This window comes from Methylobacterium sp. Ger2507, from assembly GCF_055231875.1.
In genome coordinates this window covers 3,712,716-3,734,743 of the sequence record NZ_JBUYVC010000001.1, presented here as the reverse complement: position 1 = coordinate 3,734,743, position 22,028 = coordinate 3,712,716, and the positions used below count along the sequence as shown (strand labels likewise).

General features: G+C 66.2%; 14 protein-coding genes. 8 read left to right on the top strand and 6 right to left on the bottom strand.

Features of this window, described 5'->3' with window-relative positions:
- Positions 1-120: 120 nt before the first annotated feature.
- The gene (locus ACV7NL_RS17160) at positions 121-3,105 is read left to right on the top strand and encodes a response regulator (RefSeq protein WP_463356319.1); all 2,985 of its coding nucleotides are present in this window, start codon (positions 121-123) and stop codon (positions 3,103-3,105) included.
- 70 nt (positions 3,106-3,175) lie between these two features.
- A complete protein-coding gene (locus tag ACV7NL_RS17155; RefSeq protein ID WP_463356318.1) occupies positions 3,176-4,120 on the top strand; it encodes an aspartate carbamoyltransferase catalytic subunit in 945 nt (314 codons plus the stop codon).
- Between the two features lie 18 nt (positions 4,121-4,138).
- Here the strand turns inward: ACV7NL_RS17155 and purN are convergent, their stop codons facing one another.
- Together purN and purM are read right to left on the bottom strand one after the other, a co-directional pair.
- Positions 4,139-4,795, bottom strand: a complete 657-nt coding sequence (purN, locus tag ACV7NL_RS17150; protein ID WP_463356317.1) for a phosphoribosylglycinamide formyltransferase — start codon at positions 4,793-4,795, stop codon at positions 4,139-4,141.
- Positions 4,795-5,862 (bottom strand): phosphoribosylformylglycinamidine cyclo-ligase, encoded by a 1,068-nt coding sequence (gene purM, locus ACV7NL_RS17145; protein WP_463356316.1) that lies wholly within the window; start codon positions 5,860-5,862, stop codon positions 4,795-4,797. The genes purN and purM overlap by 1 nt, the downstream gene beginning before the upstream one ends.
- 245 nt (positions 5,863-6,107) lie before the next feature.
- On the opposite strand from purM, the gene ACV7NL_RS17140 reads away from it, so the two are divergent.
- From ACV7NL_RS17140 to ppx, 4 genes are all read left to right on the top strand, one after another.
- Positions 6,108-7,199, top strand: coding sequence for an AI-2E family transporter (locus tag ACV7NL_RS17140; RefSeq protein WP_463356315.1), 1,092 nt, complete (start codon positions 6,108-6,110; stop codon positions 7,197-7,199).
- 6 nt (positions 7,200-7,205) lie between these two features.
- Positions 7,206-7,958 carry a P-loop NTPase family protein gene (locus ACV7NL_RS17135; RefSeq protein ID WP_463357153.1) on the top strand — a complete coding sequence of 251 codons (753 nt, stop codon included), beginning with the start codon at positions 7,206-7,208 and terminating at the stop codon, positions 7,956-7,958.
- Positions 7,959-8,097: 139 nt separating this feature from the next.
- Positions 8,098-10,533 (top strand): RNA degradosome polyphosphate kinase, encoded by a 2,436-nt coding sequence (locus ACV7NL_RS17130; RefSeq protein ID WP_463356314.1) that lies wholly within the window; start codon positions 8,098-8,100, stop codon positions 10,531-10,533.
- A gap of 37 nt (positions 10,534-10,570) precedes the next feature.
- Positions 10,571-12,118, top strand: coding sequence for an exopolyphosphatase (gene ppx, locus ACV7NL_RS17125; protein ID WP_463356313.1), 1,548 nt, complete (start codon positions 10,571-10,573; stop codon positions 12,116-12,118).
- A 58-nt stretch (positions 12,119-12,176) separates the two neighbouring features.
- Here the strand turns inward: ppx and ACV7NL_RS17120 are convergent, their stop codons facing one another.
- Positions 12,177-12,455 (bottom strand): hypothetical protein, encoded by a 279-nt coding sequence (locus tag ACV7NL_RS17120; RefSeq protein WP_463356312.1) that lies wholly within the window; start codon positions 12,453-12,455, stop codon positions 12,177-12,179.
- Between the two features lie 450 nt (positions 12,456-12,905).
- Here ACV7NL_RS17120 and ACV7NL_RS17115 point away from each other — a divergent pair, with 450 nt between their 5' ends.
- Positions 12,906-13,661 carry a class I SAM-dependent methyltransferase gene (locus ACV7NL_RS17115; protein ID WP_056183155.1) on the top strand — a complete coding sequence of 252 codons (756 nt, stop codon included), beginning with the start codon at positions 12,906-12,908 and terminating at the stop codon, positions 13,659-13,661.
- 19 nt (positions 13,662-13,680) lie between these two features.
- Here ACV7NL_RS17115 and ACV7NL_RS17110 read toward each other — a convergent pair whose 3' ends face one another.
- On the bottom strand, positions 13,681-15,126 hold the full coding sequence (locus ACV7NL_RS17110; RefSeq protein WP_463356311.1) for an acetamidase/formamidase family protein: 1,446 nt from the start codon (positions 15,124-15,126) through the stop codon (positions 13,681-13,683).
- Between the two features lie 200 nt (positions 15,127-15,326).
- On the opposite strand from ACV7NL_RS17110, the gene ACV7NL_RS17105 reads away from it, so the two are divergent.
- Complete coding sequence (locus ACV7NL_RS17105; protein ID WP_463356310.1) at positions 15,327-16,772, top strand: helix-turn-helix transcriptional regulator; 1,446 nt, start codon at positions 15,327-15,329, stop codon at positions 16,770-16,772.
- Positions 16,773-16,903: 131 nt separating this feature from the next.
- Here the strand turns inward: ACV7NL_RS17105 and ACV7NL_RS17100 are convergent, their stop codons facing one another.
- On the bottom strand, positions 16,904-19,726 hold the full coding sequence (locus ACV7NL_RS17100; RefSeq protein WP_463357152.1) for a bifunctional transaldolase/phosoglucose isomerase: 2,823 nt from the start codon (positions 19,724-19,726) through the stop codon (positions 16,904-16,906).
- Positions 19,727-19,949: 223 nt separating this feature from the next.
- Positions 19,950-22,025 carry a transketolase gene (gene tkt, locus ACV7NL_RS17095; RefSeq protein ID WP_463356309.1) on the bottom strand — a complete coding sequence of 692 codons (2,076 nt, stop codon included), beginning with the start codon at positions 22,023-22,025 and terminating at the stop codon, positions 19,950-19,952.
- Positions 22,026-22,028: the final 3 nt, after the last annotated feature.

Sequence of the window (22,028 nt, the reverse complement as noted above, 5' to 3'; positions counted from 1 at the left end):
ATCGCTTCCGGCCTCTGCGAGGGCGCCCTGTCCGGGCACGCAGACCGGCAGCAAAGCGCCATCGCGATGTTCCGTTCGTCCCTTCGCCCACCGGGTCACCCACCGCATGAAGTCCACCACATGAGCAATGCCTCGCCTCCGCGTTCCGATCGAGCCTGGCGCAAGCCCCGCCTTCTCGCGGGTCTACCCAGCTCGCCGCTCGCCCTGGTGCTGATCGGCCTGGCGGTCGCGGCTGGAATCGGGAACTACCTGGCCGGCGAGGCGAGCCGCGCACAGGGCGCTCGCCAGCATGCCATCCTCAGCCAGAGCGAGCGCCTGCTCTCGAACATGGTTGAGCTTGAGACCGGCATGCGGGGCTACGTGCTGTTCGGGGACGAGGCCTATCTCGAGCCTTATCAGGCGGCGCAGGACACCATCGACGGTCAGTTGAACGCCATCGAGACGCTGTCCACGCAAACGGATGATCAAGGGCCGCAGCACATCCGCGACCTGCGCCGCTTCGTCGAGACGAAGCGCGCCTACGCAGCCCGGGTGATCGCGCTGCGTCGGGAGCAGGGCTACGACGCCGCCGTGGGGCTTGCCCGGATGGGCGAGGGCAAGCGCTCGATGGACGAAGTGCGGGCCGCGGTGAAGGCGGTTCAGAACCACGCCAATGCGGTCCTGGCGACGAGCGAGGCACGGGACCGGGTACTCTCCCTTGTCCTGTCCCTGGTTTCGATTGCGGCCGCCCTCGGTGCCGTCGCGTTGCTCGGACGACTCGCACTGGTGCGCCGGCGCGACGAGCAGCGCACGGCGGCTCTCCTCGACGGCGTATTTGCCAACGCGCCCGTCGGGCTCGGCTTCCTCGATCGCGACCTGACGATCCAGCACATGAACCGGGCGCTCGCCACCATGAACGAGCGCGGCTTCGGGGCCGATCTCGGGGCGCCGATCTGGGCCCATGTGCCGACCCTGCAGGAGCAGCTGATTCCGAAGCTCAAGGCCGCTCGCGACGAGGGCCTCGTCACCACCAATGTCGACGTGGCGGTCTCGACGCCAAGCGCCCCCCGCGGGGTGCGCCATTTCCAGATGAGCTTCTATCCCCTGCGGGGGCGGGGCGGTTCGTCCGGCGCTGGCAAATCCCAAGCCGACGGCGTCGGATTGGTGGTTTCGGACGAGACTCTGCGCAAGCTCTCCGAAGAGCGCATGCGCCACAGCGAGGAGCGCTTCCGGTCTCTTACCGAGGCCACGAGCGCCATCGTCTGGACCACGACGCCCGAGGGCGGCTTCGAGGTGACGCCCTCCGAATGGACCCGCTTCACCGGTCAGACGCCCCAGGAGGCCGCGGGGGCCGGATGGCTGAAGGCCATCCACCCGGATGATCAGAGCCGCACCAACGAGACCTGGGTGCGGGCCGTAGAGAGCCTTTCACCCTACGAGATCGAACATCGGATCCGCCGTCACGACGGCGTCTGGCGGATCATGTCCGCCCGGGCGGTCCCCATCCTGGAGGAAAATGGCAGCATTCGCGAATGGGTCGGCACCCATTCGGATGTGACGGCACGGAAAGAGGCCGAACTGGCCCTGGAAGCGGCCAAGGAGGCAGCCGAGGAGGCCAATCGCGCCAAGAGCCAGTTCCTCGCCAACATGAGTCACGAACTGCGCACCCCGCTCTCGGCGGTAATCGGCTACTCAGAGATGCTGCAGGAGGAAATCGAGGATCTAGGCGAGGAAGGACTCCTCGCCGACATGCGCAAGATCGAGTCGAATGCCCGCCACCTTCTGGGCCTGATCAACGATGTGCTCGATCTGTCAAAAATCGAGGCCGAGCGCATGGAGGTCTACGCCGAAACCTTCTCCGTCTCGGAGACCGTGCGTGACGTCGCCTCCACGGTAGAATCGCTCATCGAGAAGAAGGGCAACACCCTCGCCCTCGAAATCGCGGACGACCTCGGCGAGGCGCAGACCGACCAGACCAAGCTGCGCCAATGCCTAATCAACCTCCTGAGCAACGCCGCAAAGTTCACCGAGGGCGGACGGATCGTGCTGGCGGTTTCGCGGATGACGCGCGACGAGGCTGCTTGGCTCAACTTCCGCGTCACCGACACGGGCATTGGTATGAACGCCGAGCAGCAGGCCAAGCTGTTCCAGCGCTTCACCCAGGCTGACGCTTCCACCACCCGGCGTTTCGGCGGAACGGGCCTCGGCCTCGCCATCACCCGCGCCTTCGCAGAGATGCTGGGCGGCCGGATCGAGGTCGAGAGCGAGGAAGGGTCCGGCACCACCTTCACCCTGGTGGTGCCAGCAGTCTATGTCCCCGCAAGCCCCGAGGCAGCCGTCGCGCACGACCATGGCGCCCTGCACCTGATGCACGAGGCACGGCCGATCCCCGGCGGGCACGTCCTCATCATCGATGACGACGCCTCGACCCGCGACCTCCTCGCGCGTTTCTTGCAGAAAGACGGCTTCACCGTTGCCACAGCCCGCGACGGGCGCGAAGGCATCGAGCGAGCCCGCGAACTGAAGCCTCGCGTCATCCTCCTCGACGTGACGATGCCGCGCATGGATGGCTGGTCGGTGCTGCGCACCCTGAGAGCGGATCCGGAACTCGGCACGACACCGATCATCATGGTGACGGTGCTCGACGAGCAGAACCTCGCCTTCTCCCTCGGGGCCACCGACTATCTGCAGAAACCGATCGAGTGGACGCAGCTCAAATCTGCGATGGATCGGTTCAAACCCTCCGAGCACAAGGGACCGGTACTCATCATCGACGACGATCCCGATGCCCGGGAACGCCTGTCGGCGATGCTGACGCGCGAAGGCTGGCGGGTCGCCTCGGCGGAGAACGGCGTCGCGGGACTCGAGGCGACGGCGGCCAAGAAGCCCTGCCTCATCCTCCTCGACCTGATGATGCCGGAGATGGACGGCTTCGGATTCCTGCGGGCACTGCGCGAACGCGCGGAGTGGCGCGACATTCCGGTGGTGGTGCTGACCGCCAAGGACATCACTGCGGAAGATCGGCGGCGCCTCGCAGGACGCGCCGACCGCGTCTTGCAGAAGGGTGGTCTGAGCCTCACCGACCTCGCAGCATCCCTCCGCCCGCTGGTGGCTCCGGGGGTGTAGGCGCGGGGGCGGCCGGCGCTTCACGTGCCTTGCCGCCCTTGCCGGCCCGGCCTATAGCCCTGGACCCAGCATGACAGCCGCGCCTCAAAGCTTCCCCCACCGGCACCTGCTCGGTATCGAAGGACTCTCGCGCCCCGATATCGAGATCCTCCTCGATCGGGCGGAGGAGGCGGTGGCACTCTCCCGCCAAGTCGAGAAGAAGCGCGCCACATTGCGGGGCCGCACCCAGATCAACCTGTTCTTCGAGCCCTCGACGCGGACGCAGAGTTCGTTCGAGCTGGCCGGCAAGCGCCTCGGCGCGGACGTCATGAACATGTCCGTGGCCTCGTCCTCGGTGAAGAAGGGCGAGACCCTCATCGACACCGCCGCCACCCTGAATGCCATGCGGCCCGACATCATCGTGGTGCGCCACCATGCAGCGGGCGCCGTGCATCTCCTCGCCCGCAAGGTCGATTGTGCCGTGGTCAATGCCGGGGACGGCGCGCACGAGCATCCGACCCAGGCCCTGCTCGATGCCCTGACCATTCGGCGCAACAAGGGTCGGATCGAGGGCCTTCGGGTCGCCATCTGCGGCGACGTCCTGCACAGCCGCGTCGCACGCTCCAACCTGATCCTGCTCCAGGCGATGGGTGCCCGGGTGCGCATCATCGGGCCCTCGACCCTGCTACCCACCGGCATCGAGCGCTTCGGCGTCGAGGTCTTCACGGACATGCGCAGGGGCCTGGAGGGCTGTGACATCGTCATGATGCTGCGCCTGCAGCGCGAGCGCATGAACGGCTCGTTCGTACCCTCCGTGAAGGAGTATTTCCGCTATTTCGGGCTCGATGCCGACAAGCTGCGGCTGGCCGCCCCCGACGCCCTGGTGATGCATCCGGGTCCGATGAACCGGGGCGTCGAAATCTCGTCCGAGATCGCCGATGGGGCGCAGTCGCTGATCCGAGAGCAGGTCGAGATGGGCGTCGCCGTCCGCATGGCGGTTCTGGAGGCGCTGGCGACGCACCTCCCGAACGCATAAGCGGTCCCCGGCTCTGTGCTACAGGCTGAGTAGCGCCCCGTCCGTCCCCTGCACGCCCCCCGAAAACGTCACCCGGTCACCGTCCAGGCTCACTTGGCCGGCCGCGACCAGCGCCAGGGCCTGCGGGTAGAGCCGGTGCTCCTGTACCAGAATGCGTGCCGCGAGGGTCTCGGCATCGTCTCCGGGCCGGACCGGCACGGCGGCCTGGGCGATGATCGGACCGGCATCGAGTTCGGGCACCACGTAATGCACGGTGCAGCCGTGAAGGCGGACACCGGCGGCCAGCGCCTGTTCGTGGGTGTGCACGCCCTTGAACAGCGGCAGCAGGGAGGGGTGGATGTTGATCATCCGACCCGCCCAGGACTCGACGAAGCCAGCGGAGAAGATCCGCATGAATCCAGCGAGGCAGACGAGATCGATGCCGGCGTCCTTCAATTCGGTATGGAGCGCGGCGTCGAAGGCCTCCCGGCTCGGGTAGGCCCGGTGATCGAGGGCACGGGTCGGGATGCCGCGCTCTGCCGCGAAGGCAAGGCCCGGTGCCTCGGGACGGTTGGCCGCCACCAGCACGATCTCGGCGGGATAACCCGACGCCTCGGCCGCCGCGATCAGCGAGGCCATGTTCGAGCCGCGCCCCGAGATGAGGATCGCGACGCGGGTTTTCGCAAGGGCCGCCATCAGAATGCGAGCCGGCCTTCGAAGGTCACGGGCTCGGGGCCGCGCGGGGTGATCCGGCCAAGGCGGACCGGGGAGGCGCCGCCGAGGTCGAGGGCTTTCGACACGCTGCTGACGCTCTCGGGCGCCACTACCACAACCATGCCGATGCCGCAGTTGAAGGTGCGCAGCATCTCGGATTCGACGACTTCGCCAACCTCCGAAAGCCACCCGAAGACCGGCGGCGGGATGATCGCGTCGAGGTCGATGCTGATGCCGACGCCGTCGGGTAGCACGCGAGGCAGGTTGTCGGGAAAGCCGCCACCCGTGATGTGGGCCAGCGCCTTGATGCCATCCGTGGTCCGCAGGGCCGCCAGCAGCGGCTTCACGTAGATCTGGGTCGGCTCCAGCAGCGCCTCGCCCAGCGTCCGGGTGGGCTCGAAGGGGGCGGGATCGTCGTAGGACAGGCCGCTCTTCTCGACGATGCGGCGCACCAGCGAGAAACCGTTGGAATGCACGCCCGAGGAGGGCAGGCCCAGTACCACGTCGCCCGGAACGATGTTGCCGCGCGGCAGCAGGGTTCCGCGTTCGGCCGCCCCTACGCTGAAGCCTGCGAGATCGTAGTCGGCGCCGTCGTAGAGACCCGGCATTTCCGCGGTCTCGCCGCCGATCAGGGCGCAGCCGGCAATCCGGCAGCCGGCCGCGATGCCACGCACGATGTCGGCGCCCACTCCCGGCACCAGCTTGGCGGTTGCGAAATAGTCGAGGAAGAACAGCGGTTCGGCACCCTGCACGATGATGTCGTTGACGCACATCGCCACAAGGTCGATGCCGATGGTGTCGTGCCGATTGGTCTCGATGGCGATCTTCACCTTGGTGCCGACGCCGTCATTGGCCGCCACAAGAATCGGGTCCTTGAAGCCGGCGGCCTTGAGGTCGAACAGGCCACCGAAGCCGCCGATCTCGGCATCCGCCCCCGGCCGGCGGGTAGCACGTACCAGCGGCTTGATCGTCTCGACCATGGCGTTGCCGGCGTCGATATCGACGCCGGCTGCCGCGTAGGTCATTCCGTTACTGGGCTCGCCGGTCATCCGCACCGCTCTCTGCAAATCCGTGTTCGGCGACCTCTAACCGCTCCCGCGCGGGTTCGCGAGTCCATCGTATCCCAGGACAGCCGTATCCCAGGACAGCCGTGCCGCTGGTATACCAATCTTGTGTTCTGTCGTGCGTCGCCCATGGGCGTACAAGGTTTCCATCCCTTTCGCACCACAGCCTTGACCGTGTTGCCCCGGGTTCCCACTGTTGAGCATGGAACGACGTGAACGGGGAACGGCCGATGCGCGGCAGGGCGATGATCGGGCTGACGGCCCTCGTGGGCCTTGCCCTGCTGCTGTACCTGCTGGCCGACGTGATGCTGCCGTTCGTGGCCGGTCTGGCGCTGGCCTATCTTCTCGATCCGATCGCTGATCGACTGGAGCGCCTGGGACTTGGCCGGCTCTCCGCCTCCCTCCTCATCCTGGCGATGTTCGTGGTCGGCCTCGTCGTCGTACTGCTCCTCGTCGTGCCGCTTGCCGCCAACCAGGTCTCCGCCCTCGTGGCGACCCTGCCCGGCATGGTCTCGCGCCTTCAGGGCATTCTGGCCGAGCGGGCCGGCCCACTCCTGCAGCGGGTCGGTGGCGCCGACGTGCTGAGCGACCTACAATCGCAGGTCGGCACCCTGGTGGGGCAGGGGGGGACTTGGTTCCTGACCTTCCTGAAATCGTTGTGGTCGGGCAGCCAGGCGCTGATTTCAATCGCGTCGCTCCTGGTGGTGACCCCGGTGGTGGCCTTCTACCTTCTCGTTGACTGGGACCGCATGGTGGCGTCCGTCGACGGCTGGGTGCCCCCGCGCCACCGTCCAGTCGTGCGACGCCTCGGACGCGAGATCGACGGGGCGGTGACGGGCTTCGTGCGCGGACAGACCCTGGTCTGTCTCATCCTCGGCACTTTCTACGCCGTCGGCCTGTTCGCCGTTGGATTGAATTTCGGTGTCCTGATCGGGCTGATCGCGGGCTTCCTGACCTTCATCCCGTATGTGGGGACGCTGACCGGCTTCCTTCTCTCCGTCGGCGTCGCCCTGGCTCAGTTCTGGCCGGGTTCCGACTGGCTTCATATCGGCCTCACCATCGGGGTGTTCGTGGTGGGTCAGTTCCTCGAGGGCAACATCATCTCGCCGAAGCTGGTGGGGGAATCGGTTGGCCTGCATCCGGTCTGGCTGATTTTCGCGCTGCTTGCCTTCGGCTCGCTGTTCGGCTTCCTCGGACTCCTGCTGGCGGTCCCTGTCGCGGCTTCCATCGGAGTTCTGGTCCGGTTCGTCCTGGAGCGTTACCTCCAGAGCCCGCTCTACTATGCCGACGCTCCTGCGCTCCTGTCCAAACCCGATCGCTAGATGGCAATCCGCGAAAACGTCCCCCCGAAGCAACTCGCCTTCGACCTGCCGGCAGACCCGCGCTACGGCCGTGAAGACTTCCTCGTCGGCCCGGCCAACGAGGCCGCCTATGCGCTGGTCGAGGCCTGGCCGAACTGGCCCCACCCCGTATGCTTGCTCTCCGGACCGCCGGGGAGCGGCAAGAGTCATCTCGCCTCGATTTGGGCGACCCGCTCGCATGCCTGGACGGCACAGGCCTCCGAGATCACTGCGGAGACGGTCCCACGCTTCCTGTCCAACGGTGCCCTGGTGGTCGAAGACATCGACCGGGCCGGCCCGCGCGACGAAGCGGCCCTGTTCCACTTGCTCAATCTCGCCCGCGAAAGAGCCTGTCCGGTCCTGATCACCTCCGCGACCTCGGTGGAGGCCCTGGGGCTGACCACGGCGGATCTGCGCTCACGGCTGCGCCTTGCGCCCAGCGCCATGATCCTGCCTCCCGACGACGCCCTCCTGCGAGCGGTTCTGGTCAAGCTGTTCGTAGACCGCCAACTCGTCGTTGACCTTGCGATCGTCGAGGCTCTCGCGCTCCGCATCGACCGCTCCCTCGGCCGCGCCCGGGAAGTCGTCACCGCCCTGGATCGCGACGCCCTGAGCCGGGGCCGGCGCATCACCAAGCCCCTGGCCCTGGCCGTGCTGGAGCGCCTCGGCTACGGCGCGGGTGAAGTCGACGACGACGAGGCATACGACAATCCAGCCGCCGACAGCGAAGCCCCCATCTGAATGCGAGAACACGGCTCTCATCGACAGGAGCGACGGTCCTGATGCCCTCCTGGCAGCACCAGTGATTGTCATTGAACTGTCAAAAACGGCGGCCTTGCCCATGCTAGGAAGCCGATCCCGCGACGAAGGAGAAAGACTCTTGGGCGACATGGACTCGGACGCAACCGCACGGGACACCGGCATCCCGGACGCCGAAATCCCGCGGGGCACCGAGAGCCGCGCGCGACCGGCCCGCCCTGCTGCTCGGCGAAGCGCCCCCGCTTCGGCAGCCAGACCACCTCAGGAGAAGATGGCCCCCAAAGAGACGCGGGTCGCGCCGGCGCCCGCCCCGGAGGCATTGCCGGATGCGGACCTCGATCTGCCGGCTGCCGAAGCAGGGACGGCCTCCGCCGAGGCAATCCCGGGCTCCGACGCTCGCGAATCCGTGCGTGAAGCCGGCCTCGCTCTGCGCCACTCGCCCGAGCGTTTCGTCAACCGCGAACTCTCGTGGCTGCAGTTCAATCGCCGTGTGCTCGAGGAGGCTTCGAACACCAACCACCCGCTGCTGGAGCAGGTGCGCTTCCTGTCGATCTCGGCCAACAATCTGGACGAGTTCTTCATGGTGCGCGTCGCCGGCCTGCATGATCAGGTCCGCGCGGGACTGGTGCTGCCCTCGCAGGATGGGCTGACGCCGTCGGAGCAACTGGCCCGTGTCGGTTCCGAAGTCTCGCGCCTCGCCCTCGATCAGCAGACCCGATGGCGCGAACTGCGCCGCGACCTGCTCGGCGTCGGCATCGAATTGGTGGAGCCCGCCGGTCTGACGCAGGAACATAAAGCGTGGCTGGAAGACTACTTCCTCAATCACGTCTTTCCGGTGCTGACGCCCCTCGCCATCGATCCGGCCCATCCGTTCCCGTTCATTCCGAATCTCGGCTCCACCATCGCGTTGATGCTGGTGCGTCCCCGCGATGGCCGGACCCTGCGGGCTCTCATTCGTCTTCCGGCGGTGCTCGACCGCTTCGTGCGCCTCCCTGACGCGGAGAACGATGCCACCGCGCGCTTCATCGCCATCGAGCAGGTCATCGTCCTGTTCACCGGACGGCTGTTCCCGGGCTATTCGCTGCGGGGACAGGGCGCTTTCCGGGTGATCCGCGATTCGGACCTCGAGATCGAGGAGGAGGCAGAGGACCTCGTCCTGCATTTCGAGACCGCGCTGAAGCAGCGCCGCCGCGGCGTGGTCATCCGTCTCGAGGTCGAGGCCGGCATGCCCGAGGACCTGCGGGCTTTCGTCGCCGACGAGTTGGAGATCAGCACCGATGCGGTAATCTTCGTGGAGGGTATGCTGGCCCTCAACGAGCTGTCCCAGATCGTCGGGATCGACCGGCCGGACCTGAAGTTCAAGTCCTACAATCCGCGCTTTCCCGAGCGCATTCGCGAGAGCGGAGGCGACGTCTTCGCGGCGATCCGACAGAAGGACTTCATCGTCCATCACCCCTACGAATCCTTCGACGCAGTGGTGCAGTTCCTGGCCCAGGCGGCTCGTGACCCGAACGTGGTGGCGATCAAGCAGACGCTCTATCGCACCTCCTCGAACTCACCGATCGTCGCCGCTCTGGCCGAGGCCGCCGAACTCGGCAAATCGGTGACCGCCCTCGTCGAGCTGAAGGCCCGCTTCGACGAAGAGGCCAACATCCGTTGGGCGCGCAACCTGGAGAAGGCCGGTGCTCAGGTGGTGTTCGGTTTCATCGAGCTGAAGACCCACGCCAAGCTGTCGATGGTGGTGCGGCGCGAGGGGGATCGCCTCGTGACCTACTGCCATGTCGGCACCGGCAACTATCACCCCATCACGGCGCGCATCTACACCGACCTGTCCTTCTTCACGGCAGACCCGGCAGTGGCTCGCGATGTCAGCCGCATCTTCAATTTCATCACCGGCTACGCCGAGCCCGCGGAACTCGAGCGGATGTCGGTTTCACCGCTGACCCTGAAACCGCGCCTTCTCGAGAACATCGAGGCGGAGGTGGCCCACGCCAAGGCGGGTCGCCCGGCCGCGATCTGGATCAAGTGCAACTCGCTGGTCGACCAACAGATCATCGACGCGCTCTACGATGCCTCCCAGGCCGGCGTGCAGATCGACTGCGTGGTGCGCGGCATCTGCTGCTTGCGGCCCGGCATCCCGGGCCTGTCGGACACAATCCGGGTGAAGTCGATCGTCGGACGCTTCCTGGAGCATGGGCGCATCTACTGCTTCGGCAACGGCGTCGGGCTGCCCCATCCGAAGGCGACCGTCTACATCTCGTCCGCCGATCTGATGAGCCGGAATCTGGACCGTCGCGTCGAGGCCCTGTTGCCGATCACCAATCCGACCGTGCATCAGCAGGTCCTCGATCAGATCATGCTGGCCAACCTCCTCGACAACCGCCAGAGCTGGCGTGTACTGGCGTCGGGTGCCAGTGAGCGGATCCTACCTGCCGAAGGGGAGGAGCCGTTCAATGCGCACAAGTACTTCATGACGAATCCGAGCCTGTCCGGGCGCGGCAAGTCGTCGAAAAAGTCGAGCCCGCGCGCCTTGAGCCGACGCGCGCAGCGTGGCTGACGGCAGCGTGGCCGACGGATTGTCCAGAGGAGCCCGCATGGGCCTCGACCCTGCCCGCCCTACACCTGTCCGAGGCCCCCCCTTCCAGGGGACGGGAGGTCACAACGCGCCGGTGGCGATCATCGACATCGGCTCGAACTCGGTACGGCTCGTCGCCTATGACGGGCTGACACGGGCACCGACACCACTCTACAACGAGAAAGTTCTGTGCGGCCTCGGCCGCAACGTACTGACTACGGGCCGTCTCAATGAGGATGCGGTGCGCCGGGCCCTTATCGCCCTCGCGCGCTTCCGCGTGCTGTGCGAAACCATGCAGATCGGCCGGGTCTTCGTGCTGGCCACGGCCGCCGCGCGCGATGCCGAGAACGGACCCGACTTCCTGGCCGCCGCGGAAGCCGCCTGCGGCCAGCGCATCGAGCTTCTCTCCGGGCGTCGCGAGGCCGAACTCTCGGCGTTCGGTGTCATCTCGGGCTTCCACGCCCCCGATGGCGTCGTTGGCGATCTCGGCGGCGGCTCCCTTGAACTCGTCGATGTGCGCGGCGCCACGGTCGGTACGGGTGTGACGATGCCGCTCGGGGGCCTCGCGCTGCAGGATCTCTCCGGCGGATCGGTGAAGAAGGCGCTCAAGATCGTCCGTGAGAACCTGAAGAAGGCAGCGCCGCAACTGGAGACTCTGCGCGGACGTAGCTTCTACGCCGTGGGAGGGACGTGGCGCGCGCTGGCGCGGCTGCACCAATCGGCCCGCGGATACCCGCTCCACGTCATGCACGGCTACAGTGTCGAGCCGTCCGACGAATTGAACTTCCTCGAAGTGGTGGAGCGCACCGACGCGGCCCTGCTCCAGGATGTCGAAAGCGTCTCAGAAGCGCGCCGCCCCTTGCTTGCCTATGGGGCCGTGGTGCTGGAGGAGATTATCCGCATCGGACGTCCGCGCGAGCTTGCCGTCTCCGCCAGCGGTGTGCGCGAGGGTCTGCTCTACGAGCAGCTCGACCGCGATTCACGCCTGGCCGACCCGTTGCTCGCGGCAGCTGCCGAGTTGAACGCACTCCGGGCCCGCTCGCCGGGGCATGCTGCCGATCTGATCGGCTGGAGCGACCGCTTCATCGCAAGTCTCGATGCTCCCGAAACCGCCGACGAGCGCCGCCTGCGGCACGCGGGCTGCCTTCTGTCCGACATCGGGTGGCGGGCCCATCCAGACTACCGCGGAGAGCAGAGCGTCAACGTCATCACGCATGCGGCCTTCGTAGGCATCGACCATCCGGGCCGGGCCTACCTCGCGCTCGCCATCTACTTCCGCCATGAGGGGATCGCGCCCGAGAAGGCAAGCCCGATGCTGCGCAATCTGGCAGGTCCTCGCCTGTTTGAGCGCGCGCGCCTTCTCGGCGCTCTTCTGCGCCTCGCCTTTCCGCTCTCGGCCGGCATGGAGGGCGCCCTCGGGCGGCTCCCGGTCCTCGTCAAGGACGGCCGGGTGACCCTGACACTCGCGCCCGGTCAGGGTTCATTGCCGGGCGACCGTATCCTCAACCGGGTGCGCGGCCTCAGCCGTCTGTTCGGCCTCGAAGGCCGGATCGTCGGGTCCGATTGAACCAAATCCCAAGCGCAACTGTTTCTAGCGTCCGGCAAGGAGAATCTCGGACATGAAGTCACTCTGTGCAGCAGCGGTTCTGGGACTGACCGTCCTCGGCTCGATCAGCCCTGTCCTCGCCCAGCCCTATCGTGGATACGAAGAAGGCTATCGCAGCCGCGACGACGGATATCGAGGTCGGGACGACGGATACCGTGATCGCGACGGGGATTACCGGGAGCGTGGACGGGGTTACGGCCGGCGAGACAGCGGCTTCGACGAGGCGGAGTATCTTCGCTGCAATCCCGATGTCCGCCGAGCGGTCAACCGGGGCCAGATGGAATCTGGCGCTGCTCACTTCCGTGTCTTCGGTCGTCGTGAGGGCCGTCGCCTGAGTTGCTGATCTCCGGGTCCGAACCAGCCGCGATTAGGGGCGAGACCAATGCGATCCTCGAGAGAATCGCATTGGCTGGCCCCAGGATGCTTCAGCCCCAACGCAACCCGTTGGGGCAATGCTTCGATGTGGCTTTCTCCGTCACCGTCGAGCCGGGAACGTACGACGCCACGACGGTGATTTTGGACAGGGCCGCATCACTCGACATGGCCATCGCCTGACGGTTGGACTGATCGATTTCCCATCGATCCGAACGACGATATCACCACCTTCTGAAAGGAATGGTCTTCCTCACACCACGCTGATCCCAGCTCTTGCGGGTGTTGCAGCAGCCTGTACAATCCATGATGTGCAGCGCTCCGGAAGCAGATCGATGCGGTCGCGATCTGGGCATGTTTCCGATACCCGGGGCCGATGGCCGTGACGCGTTTCAAGGACCATTTTTCGACCCATGCGTCCGAGTACGCGGCACATCGGCCGACCTACCCGCGGGCGCTGATCGATGTCCTTGCGGAGGCCGCGCCAGGGCAATCCGTCGCCCTCGATTGCGCCTGCGGCACCGGGCAGCTCTCGGTCCTACTCGCCGACCGATTCCAGCATGTCGTGGCCACCGACGCGAGTGCGCAGCAGATCGCCCATGCGACGCCGCATGACCGCGTCGCATACAGTATCGCGCCTGCCGAGCGCAGCGGCCTTCCGGACGCCAGTACCGATCTCGTCACCGTCGCCCAGGCGGCGCATTGGCTGGACCTCCCGACATTCTACGTCGAAGTGCGGCGGGTCGCACGGCCGGGCGCGATCCTGGCGCTGATCACCTACGGCGTTCTGCACGTGGACGATGCGACGGTCGACGCCGTGATACAGCGCTTCTACGGCGGAACTCTCCAGCCCCATTGGCCGCCGGAGCGCCGCCATGTCGAGGACGGATATCAAATGCTTCCGTTCCCATTTCCGGAGATCGCAGTGCCGGAACTCGCCATCACACTGTCCTGGGGCTTGTCGGACCTGATTGGCTATACGGAAACTTGGTCGGCAGTCCGAGCGGCGGAGAAGGCCATCGGCCGCGCGCCGATCGTGGCGTTTCAGGAAGCCCTGGCGGAAGCCTGGGGCTCGCCCATGGAGCAGCGGGATATCCGTTGGCCCCTATCGGTGCGCGCCGGTCGGCTCTAGCCAACACGAAGGCGGCGGCTCAGGTCGTCCGCACCGGGAAGATCGACTTCTTGACAATGGCGTGGACGCCCCAGTTGCCGTCCACCACCTGGGTGATTCCGAAATCCACCGCAACGGACATGAGCGAAATCGTCTCGTCCTCGGTCAGCCCGTGCCCGTGCATGAGGAACTGGCGCATTTTGCGGAAGGCGTCGCGCATGGCGAGGTCGATGGAGGATTTGGCGAAGATCGCGTTCTGTGCGTCTGGCCCGAGATCGGCGAGGTAGTTCGGGTAACTGAAGCCGGAGAGCACCCAGTCATCGGCCGTCTCGATCATCGGGAAGTCGAGGGTCTCCAGGGCGGTGCCGGGAAGATCACGCTTCTTGTGCAAAATGAACTGGAAGGTGCCGGTCAGCGAGCACTCGATGGCCGTGCCGCAGAGTTCGGAATCGCCCTGGCTCGCATGCGGGTCACCCACCGAGAACAGCGCGCCCGGCACCGCGACGGGATAGTACAGGGTCGCACCCTTGCCGATGCGCCAATTGTCGATGTTGCCGCCGGTGTAGCTCGGTGGGATCGAGTTTACCATTTCGGCCTCCTTGGGCGCCAAGCCCATGGTGCCGAAATGCGGGCGGATCGGGATCCGGAAGCCCTTGAGCACATCGACGTTGCGAATGGTCCTGGTGTGATCGACGGGCAGACCCGGATAATCGATGGTCGGATGGGCGACGCCGTTGGGATCGGTGACACCCGGCCAGCGAAAACTATAGACCGCCTGCGCCCAGTCGCGGGCGCCGGAGGCATCGACCTCGTAGATCGTCACCACCTCCCGGGGTCGGTCCCCGGTGATCATGTCCTTGTAGTGGTAGCCCCAGTTCGCGGCGGCATTGCTGCCGAAAGTGCGGCCCTTGAAGGCTGGGTTGGCACAGGGGCGGGGCGCCACGTCGAGGATGCGGACCTCGAGCACGTCGCCGGGCTCGGCGCCGCGAATTGCCACCGGGCCGGTGCAGATATGCACGCCGAGGCCGCCGCCCGGTCCGAATTTGGTCTCCTCCGGACCAGCCCCGCGCCGGACGACGCCCTTTCTGTCCTTGGTCCAGAGGAAGACGCTCTCTGCGCCGGGATCCCCCGTCACCATGCGCTCTGCATCGTCGTTGGCGTGGTGGGTCAACGTCTCGATGGTGACGTAGTCGCCGGATTCGATCTCGACCTGGGGCTTGAGACTGCGGCTGAAATAGCCCCAATGCACCGTTTCGGCCGTGGCCGGCAGATGGTAATGCGCCGTCTGCTTCAAGCCCCTGCGGGCGCTTGCCTGCGCCAGCGTGGGCCCGGGCAGACTGAGACCACCGGCCATCAAGGTCGCGGCCGCGCCAGACGCTACGAATCCGCTTTTCAGAAAGGACCTCCGCTCCGGCGCCAGATCGTCGAGCATACGGGCCCGATGCTCGACGAAATGAACGCAATTCGGATCGTCACCCTGGCACATCGCAAATCCTCGGTTTTGGAATCAGCAAGAATTTTGCATGCAAAGCTGCGGCCACGCTTTCCCCCTATGCACGTGTCGGCAACGAGTCCCGCTGCGCCGCGTTTGTTCCCAGGCGAACAGGTCCGTTTGCGAGGCGTGACGACCTACTCAGGTGCCTTCGCTCACGCGAGCGCCGCTTTGCACGCAGGATGCCAAAACCTTTGACGACGGGCGTCGACCGTTCCCAGCTTCACCAGATCATCGCCGGCCTCACCGAGGGCGTCATCCTGATCGAGCCCGACCAGCGGATCGCCTGGGCCAATGCGGCCGCCCTCGCCATGCATGGGGCTTCCGAACTCGCCGAACTCGGGGGGACCGTCGAAGCCTATCGCGAGAGGTTCGTACTACGCTATCGCAATCACCACGTCCTGACGCGCACGCCGATTGAGCGGGTGTTGGCGGGCGAGACCTTTGACGAGGTGATCGTCAACGTCCGGCGGACGGACCGCCCTGATTTCGACGTGATGCAGCGCATTCGCAGCCTCGTCATCACGGACGCGGCCGGGGAACCCGACTGCCTCGTGCTGATCCTGACCGACGTGACATCGCAGTTCGAAGCCGAGGATCGCTTCGAGAAGACCTTCCACGCCAATCCGGCTCCCGCCGTCATCTGCCGCCTATCGGACCTTCGCCACGTCAAGGTCAATCTCGGTTTCCTGGAAATGACCGGCTATCGCAGCGCCGACATCGTTGGGAGCAGCGTCTACGAGATCGATGTGCTCAACGAGGCCCGCAACCGGTCGCTGGCCATCGCGCGCCTCAATGCGGGCGAGACCATCCCGCAGATGGAGGCCTGCCTGCGCCTGCCGGATGGCGGCACGCGCTTCGTCATCGTGGCCGGGCAACCGATCGCCATGGGCGACGAGCCCTGCATGCTCTTCACCTTCGCCGACCTCGAACTGCGAAAGAAGGCGGAAACGGCGCTCCGGCACAGCGAGGAGCGATTCGCGACGGCCTTCCGCCTCACGCCGGTGCCGACTCTGCTGTGCCGGGCGGATGACCTTTCCGTCATTGGGATCAATCAGGCCTTCACCCGAATTTTCGGCCACCCCGACGACACGGTGGTGGGGCAGGGGCTCGATGCCATGGGCTTGTGGGCCAACAGCGTCCAGCGCGAGCGCTTCGGAACCGACCTCGCTGCGCAGGGAAGCATTCTCGGCTTCGAAGCCTGCCTGCGGACCTGCGACGGTGTCGAACTCGACTGCCTCGTCTCCGCCGAACGCGTCACCATCGGCGACGAGGCCTGCCTACTCGCGGTGCTGCAGGACATCAGCGATCGCAAGCGTTCCGAGCGCGAATTGTTCGATGCGATCGAGGCCGTAATGGCCGACACGTCCTGGTTCAGCCGCGGATTGATCGAGAAGCTCGGGAGCCTGCGCCATCCGGGCGCGACCGAAGTTGCCCCCACCCGGCCCGATCTGACCCGGCGCGAAGGTGAAGTGCTCCGCCTGATCTGTCAGGGCCTGGGAGACAGCGCCATCGCCAAGCGATTGGGTCTGACCCCCAACACAGTCCGCAACCACGCCGCCGCGCTCTACCGCAAGCTCGGCATCCATCGCCGTGGCGAGGCGATCATCTGGGGACGAGACAACGGGTTCGCGTCGTAGGCCAGGGCCGGCTCTCCCCGCTTCGGCCGCCAAAAACGTCCAAACGGCTCAGTGAGCCCGAAACCTGAACCGCCCATCCCCGGTCGGGAACAGGCGGTTCTCGCCTCGGTCGCCGTCCGCTCCGACAGGCGCTACAGCGCGGCCTTGATCGCGGCCGCGATGCGCTTCAGGCCAGCCTCAACCTGACCGCCCTTGATGTGGACGCGCAGGGCCCGGCGCTTTCGCTCGGCCAGGACCGCGAAATCCCCTCGTGCCTGGGCTGCCACCACCGTGCCGAAGCCGAGGCTGCGGCCGGGAATCGCGAGGTCGGCCGAAGGGTCGGCGGTGATCTGCAGGAACACCCCGGTATCAGGACCGCCCTTATAAGCTTGGCCGGTGGAGTGCAGGAAGCGCGGCCCGAATTCGAGGCAGGTCGCGAGGCGTCGCTTGTCGCGGAGGGCCACCCGGGCCTCCTGGAGGATCGCGTGATGGCCCGGATTGCGCGCCACGTAGGCCAGCAACGCCACGTAGTCGCCGTCCTTCGCCCGGGCGAGATGGGCGGCGACGGCAGCCTCCAACCCTTCGACGGCCTGGGGAAGGGCGCCGACATTGCCCGCATCCGCGTAGAGCGCAATCGTCTCATCGGCGAAGATCGCCGTTTCCCCCGGCAGGGCACCGCTCTTCTCGGCCGCGTCGAACAGCTTCTTCGTCTCGATCTTGCTCGCCTCGACGTCGGGCTGGTCGAAGGGATTGATCCCGAGCATCGCCCCCGCCACCGCCGTGGCGATCTCGAAGCGGAAGAATTCCTGGGGCAACTGCTCGGCGTTGGCGAGGGTGATGTGCACCACGGGGTGCCCCTCACGCTCAAGGTTGCGCACGGCTTCGTCCTGATGGGGATCGGCACGGCTGTCGAGGCGCAGATAGACGAAGAAGCGGTCCCGGCCGTAGACGGCAGGCACGTCGACGGGCTCGCCGTCGATCGGGATCAGGCCCTTGCCCTCCTTGCCGGTGGATTCCGCGATGAGCTGCTCGGCCCACGCCCCGAAGGTGTCGATACCGGGTGAAGCAATGATCGTGATCTTGTCGCGCCCCTCGGTAAGAGCGGCAGCCCCCATGGCGGTGCCAAGGAGCACGCCCGGGTTCTGGGCCGGCGGCACGGCCGGGCCGCAGGAGCGGACCATGATCCGGGCGGTGTCGAGGAAAGCCTTCACGTCGATGCCCGAGGCCGCCGCCGGCACGAGGCCGAACGCCGAGAGGACGGAGTAGCGTCCGCCGATCTGCGGTACCCCGTAGAAGATCTTTTGGAAGCCGTCGGACTGGGCAGCCTTCTCCATGGCTGAGCCCGGATCGGTGACAGCGACGAAGTGCGATCCCGCCTTGTCGGCGCCGACCGTGTCCTTCATCCGGCCGAGGAAGTAGTCACGAAACACGTTGGGCTCGAGGGTCGAGCCGGACTTGCTCGCCACGATGAAGAGCGTGGTGGGCAGGCAGATGGCGGCTTCCGTCTCGCGGACCTGATCCGGGTCGGTGGAATCGAGGATGCGCAGGGTCGGGAAGCCATCGTGCACACCGTAGGTCTCGGCCAGGACCTCCGGACCGAGGCTCGACCCGCCCATGCCCAGAACGACGACATCGGAGAAGCCGCCCGCCCGGACCTCCTCGGCGAAAGCCTCGTAGTCGGCGACGTGCTCCAGTTCATCCTCGACGATGCGCAGCCAGCCGAGCCAGCGATCCTCGTCGGCATTGCTCCACACGGTCTTGTCGTGAGCCCAGAGCCGGCGGATCTTGCCCGACGCGCGCCATTCCTCGACCGCCTTCTTGGCAGCCGTGGTCAGGGCTTCCCCAAGCACGAGGGTCTGTGAGTCGAGCTTCGTCCCGAGGAAATCAATACGCTTTCCGGCCACCGCACCCAGCAGCTTGTCGGCGGCATCGATGAAAAGTTGCACACCCTCGTCGACCAGGGTGTCGGCGACACGCTCAATGTCGATCCCGGCCTCGGCGAGGCGCGTCATCACGCTCCGCGCACCCGCCACGTCTTTCTCGATGGCGGCCTTGACGGTGCCATGGTCGCGAAAGGCATCCATGGTGGCCGGCGGCATGGTGTTGACCGTGTCGGGTCCAATGAGTTCCTCGACGTAGAGCACGTCGGAATAGGCCTTGTTCTTGACGCCCGTAGATGCCCAGAGCAGGCGCTGCGCCTTGGCCCCCTTGGCAGCAAGCGCCTGCCATTGCGGCTCGGCGTGAACAGCCTTGTAGCGCTGATAGGCGAGCTTGGCGTTGGCAATGGCGACCTTGCCCTTCAGGTCGTCGAAGCCGCCCTTCTCATCGAGCGCCTTATCGATGGCGACGTCGATGCGGCTGATGAAGAAGCTCGCCACGCTTGCGACCTTCGAGACGTCGCCGCCCTTAGCGGCGAATGCCTCCAGACCGGCAATGAAGGCGCGGGCCACCGCCTCGTAGGTGTCAACCGAGAACAGCAGAGTGACGTTGATGCTGATGCCGTCCGCCGTCAGGGCCTGGATCGCCGGAATGCCTTCGCGAGTGGCGGGCACCTTCACCATCAGGTTGTCGCGGGCCACCATCCTGTGCAGGCGACGCGCTTCCGCCAGGGTCTCCTCCGTGTCGAGGGCGAGGTAGGGCGACACCTCCAGGCTGACATAACCGTCGGCGCCGTCGCTCTCATCGTAGACCGGGCGCAGTACGTCGGCGGCAGCCTGGATGTCGGCCACCGCGCAGCCCTCGTAGAGGTCGATGACACGGGCATCGCCCTGGTTCATCACGGATTTGAGTGCGTCGTCGTACTCGGACGAACCGCCAATGGCCTTCTCGAAGATCGAGGGATTCGAGGTGACGCCGCGCAGGCCGTCCTCGTCCACCAGCGCCTTGAGCTTGCCCTGAGCAACGAAGCCGCGGGCGACGAAATCGAGCCACACGGCCTGACCCTGTTCGGGGAAGAGAGCCTTGAGCGGGTTCATGGAAAACTCCTCGTCGTCCGTCATCGTGGCGTCGCGCACAAAAATCAGCGTCGCCTCATTCGTCATTGATCATGCGTCTCTCCTCGCCCTTGCGGAGAGAAGCTGGAGGTGGGGGCGGCTCCGCCAGCCACAGGTGCCGGAGGGTCACTTAGCCAACCCCACTCCTAGCCTCTCTTCACACGGACGGGGGACGCGTTCCGGATAGGGTTAGAACCCGCGTCGCCTACCTCTTGTGCCGGGCGATCTGGTCGCGGGCGGCCTGAAGCGCCTTTTCGGGGGTGAAACCGAACTTCGTCTGCAGATCCTTGATCGGCGCTGAGGAGCCGAAGGTGTGCATGCCGATGATGGTGCCGGCCGAGCCCGCATAGCGGTCCCAGCCGATAACCGAGCCCTGCTCCACGGCGACGCGGGCCAGCACTTCCGGGATGAGCACGCTGTTGCGGTAGGCTTCATCCTGACGTTCGAACAGGTCCCACGACGGCATCGAGACGACGCGGGCCTTGATGCCCTCGGCCTTCAGGGTCTCGTAGGCCGAGATGCAGAGCTGCACTTCGGAGCCTGTGCCGATCAGGATCACCTCAGGCGCCCCGTCGCAATCGGCGAGGACATAGGCGCCCTTGGCTGTGCCGGATGCGGCGGCGTAGGCTGAGCGGTCCAGGGTCGGCAGTGGTTGGCGGCTCAGCGCCAGCACCGCCGGCTGGTCCTTGAGGCTCATGATCACCCGATAAGATTCCGCGACCTCGTTGGCATCCGCCGGGCGCAGGGTCACCAAGCCGGGGATCGCCCGCAGCGTCAGCAATTGCTCCACCGGCTGGTGGGTCGGGCCATCCTCGCCGACGCCGATCGAATCGTGCGTGAAGACATGGAATACCGGCACCTCCATCAGCGCTGCGAGGCGGATCGGTGGGCGCATGTAATCGGCGAAGACCAGGAAGGTGGCACCGTAGGCGCGCAGGCCCACAAGGCCGAGGCCGTTCACGATGGAGCCCATCGCGTGCTCGCGCACGCCGAAGTGGATGTTGCGCCCACCCGGCTCGAAGGGGGTCAGCGAGCCGGCTCCCTCGAAGGTCAGGTTGGTCTTGTTGGAGGGCGCGAGATCGGCCGATCCGCCGAGCATGAACGGCACGTGCTGCGCGATGGCATTCAGGACCTTGCCGGAGGATTCGCGCGTGGCAAGGCCCTTGGCGTCGGCCTCGAAGATCGGGATATCCTTGTCCCAGCCCTCGGGGAGGCGGCCTTCCAAGTAAGCGTCGAGTTCCTCGGCATGGGTGGCATCGGCGGCCCTGGCTTCCTGAAAGAAACTCTCCCAGGTCGCATAGAGTTCGGCACCACGCTTGCCGATGCCGTTGCGGAAGTTGTCGTAGACACCGTCCGGTACCAGGAACTGCGCGTCCTCGGGCCAGCCATAGGCGCGCTTGGCACCCTTGACCTCGTCCTCGCCAAGGGCGTCCGAGTGGGCCTTGGCGGTGTTCTGCTTTTTCGGGGCGCCGAAGCCGATGATCGAGTTCACGACGATCAGGGTCGGGCGGTCGCTGGACTGAAGGAAGGTTTCGAGAGCGGACGCGATTGCGTGCACGTCGTTGGCGTCGGCCACGCGCAGAACCTGCCAGCCATAGGCGAGGAAGCGGGCCGCGACCTCTTCCGAGAAGGCCAATTCCGTATGGCCCTCGATCGTGATGGTGTTGTTGTCGTAAATCCAGCACAGGTTCGACAGGCGCAGGTGCCCGGCGATGGAGGCGGCCTCCGAGGCGACGCCCTCCATCAGGTCGCCATCCGAGCAGATGGCGTAGACATTATAGTCGAACAGCGGCAGTTCGGGCCGATTCAGGCGCTCGCCGAGGAAGCGACCGCCCATCGCCATGCCGACGGAGTTCGCGACGCCCTGGCCGAGCGGCCCGGTGGTGGTCTCGACGCCGGTGGTGAAGTGGTATTCCGGATGGCCCGGCGTGCGGCTGTCGAGTTGGCGGAAGTTCTTGAGGTCGTCGAGGGTGAGGGCGGGGGCGTTGCCGCCGTCCTTCTCAGCGACGCCGGCTAGATGGATCAGGCCATAGAGGAGCATCGAGGCGTGGCCGGCCGACAGCACGAAGCGGTCGCGGTTCGGCCAGTGCGGATGCGCCGGGTCGTAGCGCAGGTAACGGTTCCACAGGGTGTAGGCCACCGGCGCCAGCGCCATCGGGGCGCCGGCATGGCCAGAATTGGCCTTCTGCACCGCGTCGATGGCGAGGGTCCGGAGCGTGTCGATGCTGAGCTTGTCGATCTCGCTCAGGACCGCATTCGGCTTGGTCTCTGCTCCGCTCATCTC